The sequence below is a fragment of the Mycolicibacter virginiensis genome, from assembly GCF_022374935.2.
Classification (GTDB): Bacteria; Actinomycetota; Actinomycetes; order Mycobacteriales; family Mycobacteriaceae; genus Mycobacterium; species Mycobacterium virginiense.
The window spans coordinates 811125-824257 of the sequence record NZ_CP092430.2 but is presented as its reverse complement, the minus strand read 5'-3'; the positions used below and the strand labels follow the sequence as shown (position 1 = coordinate 824257).

Annotated in this window: 12 protein-coding genes; 8 read left to right on the top strand and 4 right to left on the bottom strand. The window is 67.2% G+C overall.

Annotated elements, in window-relative coordinates:
- Positions 1-94: 94 nt before the first annotated feature.
- The 5 genes from MJO54_RS04045 to MJO54_RS04025 are packed head-to-tail and all read left to right on the top strand — an operon-like array spanning position 95 to position 6286.
- On the top strand, positions 95-1702 hold the full coding sequence (locus MJO54_RS04045) for a BamB-related PQQ repeat family beta-propellar protein (RefSeq protein ID WP_240175685.1): 1608 nt from the start codon (positions 95-97) through the stop codon (positions 1700-1702).
- Positions 1699-2436: a GntR family transcriptional regulator gene (locus MJO54_RS04040; protein WP_240175684.1), complete on the top strand. Its 738-nt coding sequence runs from the start codon at positions 1699-1701 to the stop codon at positions 2434-2436. The genes MJO54_RS04045 and MJO54_RS04040 overlap by 4 nt, the downstream gene beginning before the upstream one ends.
- Positions 2433-4034 carry an AMP-binding protein gene (locus tag MJO54_RS04035; protein ID WP_240175683.1) on the top strand — a complete coding sequence of 534 codons (1602 nt, stop codon included), beginning with the start codon at positions 2433-2435 and terminating at the stop codon, positions 4032-4034. Before MJO54_RS04040 ends, MJO54_RS04035 begins: the two co-directional genes overlap by 4 nt.
- 3 nt (positions 4035-4037) lie before the next feature.
- Positions 4038-4823 (top strand): SDR family NAD(P)-dependent oxidoreductase, encoded by a 786-nt coding sequence (locus MJO54_RS04030; protein ID WP_046282616.1) that lies wholly within the window; start codon positions 4038-4040, stop codon positions 4821-4823.
- Positions 4820-6286, top strand: coding sequence for an AMP-binding protein (locus MJO54_RS04025; RefSeq protein WP_105294817.1), 1467 nt, complete (start codon positions 4820-4822; stop codon positions 6284-6286). The genes MJO54_RS04030 and MJO54_RS04025 overlap by 4 nt, the downstream gene beginning before the upstream one ends.
- Here the strand turns inward: MJO54_RS04025 and MJO54_RS04020 are convergent.
- Both MJO54_RS04020 and MJO54_RS04015 read right to left on the bottom strand, forming a co-directional pair.
- On the bottom strand, positions 6255-7619 hold the full coding sequence (locus MJO54_RS04020) for a cytochrome P450 (RefSeq protein WP_105294818.1): 1365 nt from the start codon (positions 7617-7619) through the stop codon (positions 6255-6257). The genes MJO54_RS04025 and MJO54_RS04020 overlap by 32 nt on opposite strands.
- A gap of 116 nt (positions 7620-7735) precedes the next feature.
- Positions 7736-8518, bottom strand: coding sequence for an enoyl-CoA hydratase (locus tag MJO54_RS04015; protein WP_046282619.1), 783 nt, complete (start codon positions 8516-8518; stop codon positions 7736-7738).
- Positions 8519-8689: 171 nt separating this feature from the next.
- Here MJO54_RS04015 and MJO54_RS04010 point away from each other — a divergent pair, with 171 nt between their 5' ends.
- The 3 genes from MJO54_RS04010 to MJO54_RS04000 all read left to right on the top strand — a co-directional run bounded on the left by MJO54_RS04010 (position 8690) and on the right by MJO54_RS04000 (position 11125).
- Positions 8690-9340, top strand: coding sequence for a TetR/AcrR family transcriptional regulator (locus MJO54_RS04010; protein WP_233428688.1), 651 nt, complete (start codon positions 8690-8692; stop codon positions 9338-9340).
- Between the two features lie 200 nt (positions 9341-9540).
- Positions 9541-9957 (top strand): Zn-ribbon domain-containing OB-fold protein, encoded by a 417-nt coding sequence (locus MJO54_RS04005; protein WP_065152822.1) that lies wholly within the window; start codon positions 9541-9543, stop codon positions 9955-9957.
- Between the two features lie 13 nt (positions 9958-9970).
- The gene (locus MJO54_RS04000) at positions 9971-11125 is read left to right on the top strand and encodes a thiolase family protein (RefSeq protein ID WP_105294819.1); all 1155 of its coding nucleotides are present in this window, start codon (positions 9971-9973) and stop codon (positions 11123-11125) included.
- A gap of 15 nt (positions 11126-11140) precedes the next feature.
- Here the strand turns inward: MJO54_RS04000 and MJO54_RS03995 are convergent, their stop codons facing one another.
- Entirely contained in the window at positions 11141-12178 is a 1038-nt protein-coding gene (locus tag MJO54_RS03995; RefSeq protein ID WP_259602792.1) for a CaiB/BaiF CoA transferase family protein, read from the bottom strand.
- Positions 12179-13132 carry an LLM class F420-dependent oxidoreductase gene (locus MJO54_RS03990; protein WP_240175682.1) on the bottom strand — a complete coding sequence of 318 codons (954 nt, stop codon included), beginning with the start codon at positions 13130-13132 and terminating at the stop codon, positions 12179-12181.
- Between the last annotated feature and the right edge of the window lies 1 nt (position 13133).

The window sequence follows — 13133 nt, the reverse complement described above, 5'->3', positions numbered from 1 at the left end:
CTATTCCGCAGGGGTTATTCATGCGTCAAGGTCGGATTGCCGCCCTCCTGCGGACTATTGTCTGGACTAACTGGGCTTGATAACGTCCGGAGTCATGACTGCCTCCCTGCCACGCCCACGCGAGCTGGCCGGCACCCCCGCCGCGGCGCCGGGCTGGCGGCTGGAACGGGTTACCGAACCGAGTCGGCTGTTCGGCGCCAACGGGCTGCGAACCGGACCGGACGGGCGGGTCTATATCGCGCAGGTGACCGGCAGTCAGATCAGCGCATTAGACGTGACCACCGGCGAGTTGGCGGTCGTGAGCGCGCGCGGCGGCGACGTCGTCGCCCCCGACGATGTCGCCTTCGATGCGAGCGGCACGTTGTACGCCACCGAGGTGATGGACGCCCGGGTCAGCGCGCTCGACGCCTCCGGCCGCAGCCGTGTCCTGCGCGACGACCTGCCCTGCGCCAACGGCATCACCGTGCACCAAGACCGACTGTTCGTCGGCGAATGCCGCGAAGGCGGGCGCCTGATGGAACTCGACCGGGCCACCGGCGCGCAGCGCATCCTGGCCGAGGACCTGCCGTCGCCCAACGCCATGGAGGTGGGGCCGGACGGCCTGCTGTACTTCCCGGTGATGACCGCCAACGAAATCTGGCGCATCGATCCATTCGCCACCGACGCCGCCCCGCAACGGGTCGCGGGCGATCTGGGCGTACCGGACTCGGTGAAGTTCGACGCCGACGGCTTCATCGTGTCCACCCAAGCCGCCAGCGGACAGGTACTGCGCATCGATCCGCGCACCGGTACATCCACCGTGCTGGCGCAGCTGCATCCCGGACTGGACAACTGCACCTTCGTCGACGGGCGACTGATTGTTTCCAACTTCACCGGCGAGATCACCGAGATCGCTGGCGCCGGGCAGACATCCACGGTGCTGCCGGGCGGGCTGAACTGGCCGCTGGATCTCACCATCGATGAGGCCGGCGCCCTGTTTGTCGCCGACGGCACCTACTTCTACGCCGTCAGTGCAGGCGGGCGGCTGGAAACCCTCGGCATGCTGTTCAGCCCCGGCTACCCCGGATTCGTGCGGGGCGTGGCCGCCGTCGGCCCCGGCGAATTCGTCGTCACCACCTCCGGCGGGCAGGTCGCCCGCTATGTGCCGGCGCATTCGTCCAGCGAGGTGCTCGCCGACGGCTTCGACCAGCTCTACGGGGTGGCGGTGGGACCCGCCGGTATCGCGGTCACCGAGTTCGGCACCGGCCGGGTATTGGGCGTGCGCGCCGGCGCGGTGGAAGTGTTGGCCCGCGACCTGGCCGGTCCGGTCGGGATCGAGATCGACCATGACGGGTCCTACCTGGTGGCCGAATCCGGCGCGGGCCGGGTGCTGCGCGTCAGCGGCTCGGGGGCAGCGCCGGTAGTCGACGGACTTGTTCGGCCGCAAGGGATTGCGCTGGCAGACCGGACGCTCTACGTCGTCGACGCAGGAACCCGCCAAGTGCTCGCCGTCGACCTCGACACCGGGACACAGCAGGTGATCGCCGAGGGGCTACCGATCGGGCCGCCACCGGGCGTGACACCTAAACCGCTCAACGGAATGCCGCCGTTCTCCGGCCCCCAAGGCCCGTTCGCCGGTATCGCACGCGGTCGCGACGGCACCCTGTTCGTCTCGGCCGACGGCGACGGCAGCGTGCTGGCACTACACCCGGTCGGCTCGTGACCGACCACCGCTATCTGAAGGTCGCGCGGACGCTGCGCAAGGAGATCGCCGACGGGATCTATCCGATCGGTTCGCAGCTGCCCACCGAACATGAACTGTGCGAACGGTTCAACGTCAGCCGCTACACGGTCCGCGAGGCGCTGCGACGACTGCGCGATGACAACCTCGTCGTCTCCCGTCCCCGCGCGGGGACCGTGGTGATCCCCCGCGCCGCGACCAACTGCTACGCCCAAGACGTGGTCTCGATCGATGACCTGGTGGCCTTCGCGGCCGGCGCACGGTTCGAGATCGACTCCAACGCCATGGTCACCCTCGACGCGGATGTCGCCGCACGCACCGGGCTGCCGGTGGGCACCGAATGGCTGGCTGTGCGCGGCAACCGGCGCGCTCAGGGGCAGGCCGCGCCGATCTGTCGGACCGAGTACTACATCAACCGGGCGTTCGCCGGAGTCGGCCGGTTGCTGCAGCGCCACTCCGGCCCGATCTTCCCACTGATCGAGGACGTGTTCGGGGTCAGCGTCGTCGAGGTCCGCCAGCACATCCGGGCGGTGATCATCACCCCCGAACTCAGCACTGCCCTGGCCGTCGAACCTGGCACCGCCGGGCTACAGATGCAGCGCAGCTACACCACCTCCGAGGGCGAGATCGCCCAGGTGACGGTGAACACCCATGCCGGCGACGACTATCGCTACTCGATGACGCTGCACCGGGTGCCCGGACCGAGCGGCCCGTGACCTCCCGCCGCACCGCCGGGCAGGCCGCCGACGCTTGCGCTGCGGGCCTGTGGGTCTCGACCACCTTGGCCGACACCCTGCGAGAGGCTGCCGAGCAGACCCCGGACCGGGTGCTGGTGATCGACGGCGACACCCGGTTGACCTGCCGGGAGCTGCACGCGCAGGCGACGGCACTGGCCGGCGCGATGCTGGAGCGGATGACCCCCGGCAGTGTGGTGTCATTCATGCTGCCGAACTGGCATGAGGCCGCCGCGGTGTATCTGGCCGCAACGCTGGCCGGGATGGTGATCAACCCGATCCTGCCGTCGCTGCGCGATGCGGAACTGGCCTTCATCCTGGCCGACTCGAGCACCCGAATGCTGTTCGTGCCCGAGCGGTTCCGCGGTCACGACTACGCGGCGATGCTGACCCGGGTGACCGCGGACCTTGCCGATCCGCCCGAGGTGGTGGTGGTGCGTGGGGCCTCGACGGGGCACACCGACTACCGCACCCTGCTGCACGGCATTGGGCAACCCGTCGCGCTGCCGACCGTGGATGCCGATGCGGCCCGCATGCTGCTGTACACCTCTGGCACCACCGGGCATCCCAAAGGTGTTCTGCACAGTCATAATTCGATTAACGCCTTGATCTGCCAGCTGGGCCGGCATTGGATGATCGAGCCCGGTGATCGTTTCCTGGTTCCGTCCCCCATCGCCCACATCGGCGGATCGATCTACACGTTCGAAGTCCCCTTACTGCTGGGCACTACCGCCGTGCTGATGGACACCTGGAATCCCGATGCCGCGGTAGCGCTCATGCTCGCCAAGCACTGCACCCACGTGGCGGGAGCGACGCCGTTTCTGGCCCAGTTGCTCACCGCCGCACGCGACGCCGGCACCCGCCTGCCCGATCTCAAGCTCTTCGTCTGCGGCGGTGCCTCGGTCCCGGCATCGTTGATCCGTGACGCGGCCGGCTACTTTCACACCGCCGTCGTCACCCGGGTGTACGGGTCCAGCGAGGTTCCGGTCAGCACGGTGGGATCGTTGGGCCCCCGCGACCGTGCCCACGCCGCGGAGACCGACGGTCGACCCGGGATCGCCGACATCAAGCTGGTCCCTCACCCCGGCGCTCCACCTGGCGAAGGACAGATCTACGTCCGCGGCCCGCAGATGCTGCTGGGCTACCAGCACCGCGACGACGAGCTCGGCTGCTTCGATGAACAGGGCTACTTCGCGACCGGCGATCTGGGCCGGTGGGTCGATGAGGACTACCTGCTCGTCACCGGGCGGCTCAAGGACGTGATCATCCGCAACGGCGAGAACATCTCCGCGCGCGAGGTGGAGGACATCCTGATCGGTCATCCGCAGATCGCTGAGGTCGCGGTGGTCGGGATACCCGATGCCCGTACCGGCGAACGTGCCTGCGCGGTGATCGTGCCGGCCGGCCAGACCCCTCCGGGTGTCGCCGAGCTGCGCGCCATGCTGGCCGAACACGGCGTCGCACTGTTCAAAACCCCTGAGCAGGTGTTGATCTGGGATGCGTTGCCCAAAAACGATGCCGGCAAAGTGGTCAAGCAGCAGATCCGGGCAGAGCTGTCCCACGCAGAGGTAGGTGAGTAGATCATGCAGGTGGCGATCGTGACCGGGGCCAGCAGCGGAATCGGGTTCGGTTGTGCGGCAAAGCTTGCCGAGGCGGGGATGGCGGTGCTGGCAACCGGCCGCGACACCGAACGCCTGGCCGGTTTGACGGCCGAGCTACAGGAATCCGGAATCGATCCCGACCGAATCGCCACCGTTGCGGTGGACCTGACCACCACGCAGGCGCCACAGCAGATACTCGACGCCGCCCTGTCCCGGTGGGGCCGGGTGGACTATCTGATCAACAATGCCGGTATCGGCAGCCCCAAACCGCTGCACGAGACCGACGACGAGACCCTGGACCAGTTCCTGAATCTGATGCTGCGGGCGCCGTTCCGGCTGGCACGCGACGTGCTGCCGCACCTGCAGCCCGGATCGGCGATCATCAACATCACCTCCACCTTCGCCGTGGTGGGCGGGCTGCGCGGCGGGGCGTACTCGGCCGCCAAAGGCGGGCTGACCGCGCTGACCACCCACATCGCCTGCCAGTACGGCGCCCAGGGCATCCGCTGTAACGCGGTAGCCCCCGGAGTCACCGTGACCCCGATGGTCGAACAACGCCTGTCCGACAACCGGTTTCGCAGGCTCAACACCGAGATGACGCCGTCTCCCCGATTGGGCCGGGTGGACGACATCGCGGGCACCGTGGCGTTCCTGTGCTCGGAGGCCGGCTCCTTCATCAACGGTCAGACCATCGTGGTCGACGGCGGGTGGAGCTCGACCAAATATCTGTCGGACTTCGGCCTCGACTCCGACTGGGTGCAGCGGTGAACCTGTTCACGGTGCTGGCCCAGGCCGCAACCCGGTTCGGCGAGCGGGGCGCGGTGTACCACGGCGAGGACCGGCTGCACACCTGGAGCGAGCTGGCCGATCGCGCACGACGGCTGGCGACATCGCTGGGCCGGGTGGCGGGTGCCGGCGCCCGGATCGCGATCGCCAGCGAGAATCGGCCGGAGCTCATCGAGTTGATGTTCGCGACCTGGGCGGCCGGTTGCGTTGTGGTTCCGCTCAACTACAAGCTGCACCCGCGGGAGATGGCCCAGATCATCGGCGACGCCGATGCAGCGCTGGTCTTCGCGTCGCCGAAGCTGGCGCCAGGGCTGGTCGGCCTCGTTGCAGCGCCCGTCGAGACCATCGGCGGCGCAACATACCTGGACCGGCTGGCCTGCCCTCCCATTGACGAGGTCAACCCGGATCCGTCCCGGCTGGCGTGGCTGTTCTACACCAGCGGCACCACCGGGCGCTCCAAGGGCGCCATGCTCACCCACCGCAATCTGATGGCGATGACGCTGGCGCATCTGGCCGACCTGGATGACCCGGACGCCGACTGCAGCCTGATTCACGGCGCGCCGATGTCGCACGGATCGGGGCTCTACATCGCGCCCTACGTACTGCGCGGAGCCCGCCAGGTGATACCGGCATCGGGCTCGTTCGACGCGACCGAATTCCTCGACCTGTGTGGGCATCATCGTGGCGCCACCGCCTTTTTGGCGCCGACGATGGTGGGCAGGCTGGTAGCCACCGGCCGGGGGCGCCCGGCCGCCCTACGCACCATCATCTACGGCGGCGGGCCGATGTATCTCGGGGACCTGAAGCGGGCGATGACGGCGTTCGGGCCGGTGTTCGCCCAGCTCTACGGCCAGGGCGAAGCCCCCATGACGATCACCGGTCTCAGCCGCACCGACCACCTGGGCGACGACACGATCCTGGGCTCGGTCGGCTGGCCGCGCACCGGCGTCGAGGTCGCGGTACTGCGCGACGACGGCACCCCCGCACCCGTCGGCGAGGTCGGCGAGATCGTCTGCCGCGGCGATGTCGTCATGACGGGCTACTGGAACAACCCGGACGCCACCGCCGAGGCCATCCGGGACGGCTGGCTGTTCACCGGCGACAAAGGCTCATTCGATGCCCGCGGATGCCTCACCCTGCGCGACCGCTCCAAGGATGTGGTAATCAGCGGTGGCAGCAACATCTACCCGCGCGAAGTCGAAGAGGCACTGTTGAGCCATCCCGGCGTCAGCGAGGCCGGCGTGGTGGGCGCCCCCGACCCCGAGTGGGGCGAGATCGTGGTCGCCTTCATCGTGGGCGACGCCTCGGCCGCCGAGTTGGACAGTCACCTGCTGGAACGTATCGCGCGATTCAAACGGCCCAAGCGCTACGAGTTCGTCGACGCGCTACCCAAGAACAGCTACGGCAAGGTACTCAAACGCCAGCTGCGTTCCCAGCTGCGCTGAGGTCAGCGACCACCGGCGCGCCGGTTTCGCGCCGGTGCACCACCGCCAGACCGCCGCGCCCCGCGGCGGTAGTGACACCTCGGGAATGGTGACGCTCCCCCTTGGCCGTGGTCGGAACGAGATCGTAGTGACGCAACAGGGTACGTAGCGTGACCAGCATCTCCATGTTCGCGAACGCGGCGCCCACGCAACGATTCACCCCACCGCCATAGGGGATCCACAGTGCCGTGTCGGGCGGATTACCGACGAACCGATCCGGGTCGAAGACCTCGGGATCGGCGAAGTTGTCCTCGGCGAAGTGCACCAACCGGAAGGCCACCACCACCGCGTGGTTCTCCGGAATGACCCACGGGCCCAATTTGATCCGCGTACGAGTGATGCGCCCGGTCCCCTCGACGACAGATCGGGTCCGCTGCACTTCCCAGACCACCGCCTGTAGCAGGGCCGATCCGCCGGAATCGACTTCGGCGACCACACGATTCAACACGTCCGGGTGACGGCGGAGCCGTTCCACCGCCCAGGCCAGCGTGGTCGCCGTCGTCTCGTGACCGGCAGCCAGCAAGGTCAGCAGCTCGTCGGCGATATGCACGTCACTGATCGGCTGCCCGTCGTCGTAACGGGCCGTCAGCAGCAAGGCCAATACGTCGGTTCGGTCCGCGAAGTCGGGCGAGTTACGCGCGGTGTCGATCAATTTCGCGATCAACGCGTCGTAGCGTCGCCGATAGTCGCGGTAGCGCCCGCCCGGGCTCAGCCGGCCAAAGTCGCGTCGGGCCCGCGGTGGCAGCACCGCCAACCGCGACCCCAACGCCACCAAAGTCGGCAGCACCTGGCGCAATTCGTCGAACTCGGCTCCTTGAGCACCGAATACGGCACGCAGGATCACATTGAGCGTGATGCGCATCATCGATGGTTGGGTGGCGAATTCGCGGCCTTGCGGCCACGTTGTGATCTCGCGCAGCACCTCCTCTTCGACGATGGATTCGTAGCCACTCATCCGTTTGCCGTGAAACGGCGGCACCAACAGTTTGCGGCGCCGAAGGTGCGGGGCACCGTTCAGACTGAAGGTCGAACCCGGCCCTAAGACCGCCCCTAGATTGCCGGGTCGACCCACTAGGTCGCTATGGGTGGTGAACAAGCTTTTGACCAATACCGGATCGCTGAGCACCACCGCATGTCCGACGATCGGCAGGCGCAGCGAGAACGCGCCACCGTAGCGTTTCCCCAATGCCCGCATCGCGGTCTTGCGAGCGGTCAGAAACAGCAGTGCCGCCAGCGGCTTCGGGATCGGCGCTACCGGCGGCAGCCGCACCGGTTCGGTCGTCTTCTCGGCCACTCCAACACCTTCCACACCGTCGGTACATGTGGGTACCACGGTGCCATGCGGCGCCGCTCGCCTCAATCGTTAGATTCCCCGCGAACCAAACCGTGAGGCCGGATCCGGCGGAGTGACTATTTGACCTGAGACTTCATCTCGTCCAGGTTCACCAGAATCGGCCATCCGCACACCGACAGCGCGTTGCCGTGCCCGGTTTCGTGGATGTCGAACGCGGACTGGATCGCCGAATGGAAACCCTGCACGTCGAGGGTCTGGTTGACCGCACGTTTGGCCTGGCGCAGTGCGAACGAGGGCATGGTGGCGATGTGCTCGGCGAGCTGGCGGGTCTCGGCGTCCAGCTGCTCACGCGGCACCACCCGGTTGACCATGCCGGTCTGCTCGGCTTCCTGCGCGGTCATGGCCCGACCGGTGAACAGCATCTCCTTGGCTTTGCGTGGCCCCAGTTCCCAGGTGTGCCCGTGGTATTCGACGCCGCCGATGCCCATCAGCACCACCGGGTCGGAGAACTGCGCGTCGTCGGCGGCGATGATCAGATCGCAGGGCCAGCACAGCATCAGCCCACCGGAGATGCAGCGGCCCTGCACCGCGGCGATCGACGGCTTGGGCACATTGCGCCAGCGCAGCGTGTACTCCAGGTAGCGCTTGCACTCGTGCTTGTAGATGAACTCCAGGGTGATCTTGTCCGGCACCGGGCCGCCGCCCTTGAGGTCGTGACCGGCGGAGAAGTGTTTGCCGTTGGCGCGCAACACGATGACGGCGACGTCATCGTCGTCGGCGGCACGCGTCCAGGCCGCGTCGAGTTCGTCGAGCAACTCGGTGTTCTGGGCGTTGGCGGCGTCGGGCCGGTTCAGCGTGATCGTCGCGATCCGATCGGCGACCTCGTAGTCGATGTACATGAGCGTCCTTCAGGTTGCGCCGACAACTGATGAGAATGCCCTTCTCATGCTAGGAAAGTTACCATCTTCCCCACCGGGATGGCAGCGCCACGACAGCCCACGTCAATCCGGGCCTGTTCTCCGGTAGGGTGCATTCGTGTTCTCCCAAAAAGGCAACCATCGGAGCCGCTGGTGAGTAACCCGGAAGAAGAGCCCGTCTGGAAGCAGCGGGCGGTCGAGCGGTCGATCAAGACCGCCCGGTTGCGGGCCGCCCAGCGCGTTCAGCGCTTCCTGGACGCAGCCCAAGCCATCATCATCGAAAAGGGCAGCACCGACTTCACCGTCCAAGAGGTCGTCGAACGCTCCCGGCAGTCGCTGCGCAGCTTCTACCTGCAGTTCAACGGCAAGCACGAGCTGCTGTTGGCACTCTTCGAAGACGCCCTGGTGCGCACCTCCGACCAGATCCGTGCCGCCACCGAGGGCCAGAGCAAGCCGCTGGAGCAGCTGAAGGTGGCGGTCGAGCTGCTCTTCGAGCTGTCCCGACCGGACCCCTCGGCCAAGCGGCCGCTGTTCACCGATTTCGCGCCGCGCCTGCTGGTCTCCCATCCCACCGAAGTGCGGGTGGCCTTCACCCCGCTGTTGACGCTGCTCACCGAACTGATGGAAGCCGCCGACGCGGCCGGTGAGCTGCGCAAGGGCGTCAACGCCCGGCGGATGGCGGCCATGATCATGCAGACCGTCATGTTCGTGGCACAGTCCAGTGCCGAATCGGACGATCCGGCGGCCCACCCGATCACCGCCGATGAGGTCTGGGACTTCTGCGCCCACGGCCTCGCCAAGTAGCCCCTGCTTCTCTAACGCGAGCGTGCGTGTTTGCACGCGACACGCCGCAAGAAACTGACATTCCGCGCACCCTCGCGCAACCGGTACCGCCGCCGCACGCCCCGGAGGGCCCGTTCAGACTTCCCTAGCAGTACGCACGTATGCTCTAATCGAGAATGTGATTTCCACTTTGTGCGTGTCCGCCTGGAAGACCGCCGCCGATGCGTAAGGCCCTCGCTCCCGACGTCACGAATTGGCCCGACGAGAACCTGGCCCTGATCGGCAGCCACTGCGCGGATTGCCAAGCCACCGTGTGGCCCCGCCAGGATCACTGCCCGCGATGCAGCGGCCCGCAGATGCAGGACCTGTTGCTGCCCCGCCAAGGCACCTTGGAGGCCTGGACCACTCAGGGCTTCGTCCCGAAGCTGCCCTATGCCGGCGGCGAGACCGCTGAGGGCTTCGCTCCCTACGGAGTGGGGCTGGTCCGACTCGGCGACGTGGTCCAGGTCGAGGCTCGCCTGACCGAATCCGACCCCGCCAAGCTGAAATTCGGCATGAACGTCGAACTGACCATGGTGCCGTTCTATGTCGACGACGACGGAACCGAGATTCTCACCTGGGCATTCCAGCCCGTCTAAGGAGACCTGGACAATGACGGTAGCGAACAACGATGTGGCGATCATCGGGGTCGGCCTGCACCCCTTCGGCCGCTTCGACAAGTCAGCGATGCAGATGGGCGCCGAGGCGATCCACCTGGCCCTGGCCGATGCCGGGGCGCAGTGGAAGGACATCCAGTTCGGTGTGGGCGGCAGCTACGAGATCTCCAATCCCGATGCGGTCACACGGCTGGTCGGCCTGACCGGCATCCCGTTCACCAACGTGTTCAACGCTTGCGCCACCGCGGCCACCGCCACCCAGGTCTGCGCCGACAACATCCGGTCCGGCAAATACGACATCGGCATCGCGATCGGCATGGACAAGCACCCCCGCGGCGCGTTCACCGACGACCCGGCCAAGCTGGCCCTGCCGGCCTGGTACGCCGAGAACGGTCAGTTCGTCACCACCAAGTTCTTCGGCATGAAAGCCAACCGCTACCTGCACGACCACGGCATCTCCCAGCGCACGCTCGCCAAGGTCGCCGCCAAGAACTTCCGCAACGGCGCATTGAACCCCAACGCATTTCGGCGCAAGCCGATGTCCGAGGACGCCATCCTCGACTCGACGGTGCTGAATTACCCGCTCACTCAGTTCATGTTCTGCGCACCGGATGAGGGTGCGGCCGCAGTGGTCATGTGTCGCGCCGACATCGCACACCGTTTCAGCGGTAAGCCGGTCTACCTGCAGGCCACCGAGATCCGCACCCGCACCTACGGCGCCTACGAGGTACACGCGACGTCGGCTCCGATCACCGAGGACGTGTCACCGACGGTCTACGCCGCCCGGGCTGCCTTCGAAAAGGCCGGCGTGACACCAGAAGACGTCGACGTGGTCCAGTTGCAGGACACCGACGCCGGCGCCGAGATCATCCACATGGCCGAGTGCGGCTTCTGCGCCGACGGCGACCAGGAGAAGCTGCTCGCCGACGGCGCGACCGAGATCAGCGGGTCACTGCCGGTCAACACCGACGGCGGGCTGATCGCCAACGGCGAACCGATCGGCGCCTCGGGACTGCGACAGCTGCACGAGTTGGTGCTACAGCTGCGCGGCCAGGCCGGTGACCGGCAGGTGCCCGGGGGCCCGAAGGTGGGATTCGCGCAGGTCTACGGCGCACCGGGCACGGCGTCGGCATCGATCGTCACGATCTGAGCCGGCGCCGGAGCGCTAATCGCCCAAAGCCGGCGGCGGCCGGTAGGACGGTTCGTACCCGGCGACCCGGATCGGGCTGCCAATCAGCCGGAAATCGCCTGCGGTGACGACCATTTCGGGATGTTCCTTCAACGCCTCGGGCAGCGTGCGCACCGCCGCCGCCGGGATGCCCAGCGGGCGCAACCGCGCCTCCCAGCCCGCCGCGGTGTCGCCGGCAAGCGCGGCGGTAACCACCGCCAGCACCTCGTCACGGCGGGCCGCACGTTCGGCCATCGTGGTGAAACCGTCGATGCCGGCCCCTAAACCAGCTTCCGTGGCGAACGACTTCCAGAACCCGTCATGGGTGACGAACAACGCCAGATACCCCTGAGCGGTCGGGAAAAGTTGTGCGGGTACGTAATACGAGTGCGCTCCGTGCGGGTGACGCTGGGGTTCGACGCCGTCGTTGAGATAGGCCGACGCGCGGTAGTTCAGTTGCGACAGCATCACATCCAGCAGCGACACCTCCACCTGCCCGCCGCGGCCGCTGACGATCTGCGCCAGCAGTCCCAGTGCCGCCGTGAGCCCGGTGGAGTTGTCGGCCGAGGAGTAGCCCGGCAGGGTCGGCGGCGCATCCGGGTCGCCGGTCATCGCCGCGATCCCGGTGGCGGCCTGGATCACGTAGTCGAAGGCCGGCTCGTCACCGCCATCCAGGCCGAACCCGGTCAGCGCAACGCAGACGATCTTCGGATTGAAGTGCGACAGCGCCTCGTAGGTCAGTCCTAGTCGCTTGATCACCGACGGTTTCATATTCACCAGCAGCGCATGGGATTCGGCAACGAGCTCCCCCAGCCGCGCCTGTCCGGCCTCGGATGCCAGATCCAGCTGGACGCTGGTCTTGTTGCGGTTGAGGCTGGCGAAGTAGCTCGGGCCGACCTGGCGGGAGATCTCCCCGCCCGGCGGTTCGATCTTGATGACCTCGGCGCCGAGGTCGGCCAGCAGCATGGTGGCGTACGGGCCGGCCAGCATCACCCCCACTTCGAGGATGCGGATCCCCGCGAGCGGTCCGCTCACCTAGACCGCCTTGGCGAGTTCGGCGATCACCTCGCGGGTGCGGTACTTGGAGGCGATCAGCTCATCACGGGTGTCGCCGATCGGCAGCAGCCGCACCGACAGATCGGTCACCCCGGCGTCGGCGAACTGCTTGAACCGCTTGAGGATCGATTCCTCATCGCCGGCCGCGCACAGGTCGCCGACATTGCGGGCCGAACCGCGGTCCAGCAGCCGCTGATAGTTGGGCGAGGTCTCGGCTTCGGCCAGGATGCGGTTGGCACGATCCTTGGCGGCCTCGATCTCGGAGTTGGCACACAGGGTGACCGGGATGCCGGCGACAATGCGTGGTTGCGGTTTGCCCGCATCGGCCGCGGCCTTGTTGATCTTGGGGGCGATGTGCTCGGCGATCGCCTTCTCGTCGGCCATCCACAGCGACGTGCCGTCGGCGTGCTCGCCGGCGATCTGCAACATCACCGGGCCCAGCGCGGCCACCAGCACCGGCATCTTGGTGTCGGCACCGAGCGCGGTCGGGCTGTGCACGGTGAAGTGGTCGTTCTCGACGTCCACCGGTCCCGGGCCGGCGATGGCCGCATTCAGCACCTGCAGGTAGTCCCTGGTGTAGGCGGCCGGCTTGTCATAGGGCAGGCCGAGCATGTCCCGGATGATCCAGTGGTGCGACGGCCCAACACCCAGAGCCAGCCGGCCGCCGGACATGGCATGCACCGAAAGCGCTTGGCGGGCAAGGGCGATGGGGTGCTGAGCCTGCAGAGGCACCACGGCGGTGCCGAGTTCGATGCGGGTGCTGTGCGATGCCATCAGCGCCACCATGGTCAGCAGATCGAAATCGTCGGGCACCTGCGGCATCCACGCGGTGGACAGCCCCGCCGAATCGGCCCACTCGATGTCGGAGATCAGCTTGGCGACCTTGCGCGCCATATCGCCGCGTTCGGCGCCGATCATCACCCCAAGTCGCATA

Bases quoted from the DNA above. Each gene is read 5' to 3' on its own strand.
- MJO54_RS04045 (WP_240175685.1), top strand. From the start codon at position 95: ATGACTGCCTCCCTGCCACGCCCACGCGAGCTGGCCGGCACCCCCGCC.
- MJO54_RS04030 (WP_046282616.1), top strand. From the start codon at position 4,038: ATGCAGGTGGCGATCGTGACCGGGGCCAGCAGCGGAATCGGGTTCGGT.
- MJO54_RS04015 (WP_046282619.1), bottom strand. From the start codon at position 8,518: ATGTACATCGACTACGAGGTCGCCGATCGGATCGCGACGATCACGCTG.
- MJO54_RS04005 (WP_065152822.1), top strand. From the start codon at position 9,541: ATGCGTAAGGCCCTCGCTCCCGACGTCACGAATTGGCCCGACGAGAAC.
- MJO54_RS04000 (WP_105294819.1), top strand. From the start codon at position 9,971: ATGACGGTAGCGAACAACGATGTGGCGATCATCGGGGTCGGCCTGCAC.
- MJO54_RS03990 (WP_240175682.1), bottom strand. From the start codon at position 13,132: ATGCGACTTGGGGTGATGATCGGCGCCGAACGCGGCGATATGGCGCGC.